Here is a 430-nt window from a genome sequence, read left to right as displayed (position 1 = left end):
GTAAACGCCCCATGAACCCACGGGGCGACTTGTCAGTGTTTGAAGTTCCAAGGCAGGAGTGCGTCGATATCAGGCTCTGCTTTCGCGAGCTCTTTCATGCACTTGACCATGTAGTCGTAGAGGATAAGACCGTTGGCTTTCGCGGTCTCGATGATGCTGTAAAGCATCGCGCTCGCCTCAGCACCATTTGGTGTGTTAGAGAACAGCCAATTTTTTCTGCCAATGACCAGTGGTTTAATTGCGCGTTCAGCGCGATTATTATCAATAGATAAGTGACCATCGTCGATATAACGAATGAGTTTAGGCCATTGCCCGAGCGTGTACTTTATTGCTTTGCCTAGTGGGCTAGAGCCTATCACCTTCTGGGTTGTCATCCATTGGTAAAGCTCATCCAGTATCGGCTTGGCAAGCGCTTGACGCTCTGCTTTTC

1 protein-coding gene is annotated in these 430 nt (G+C 49.3%); it reads right to left on the bottom strand.

Annotated features, from left to right (window positions below; genetic code table 11):
* Positions 1-32: 32 nt before the first annotated feature.
* A partial coding sequence (locus tag AB4263_RS22260; RefSeq protein WP_372098923.1) for a transposase occupies positions 33-430 on the bottom strand: 398 nt, incomplete at its 5' end.

Source organism: Vibrio sp. 10N.261.55.C5, from assembly GCF_041470505.1.
GTDB lineage: Bacteria > Pseudomonadota > Gammaproteobacteria > Enterobacterales > Vibrionaceae > Vibrio > Vibrio crassostreae_C.
The sequence above is the reverse complement of the archived record's forward strand: the minus strand, read 5'-3'. Positions and strand labels throughout refer to the sequence as shown.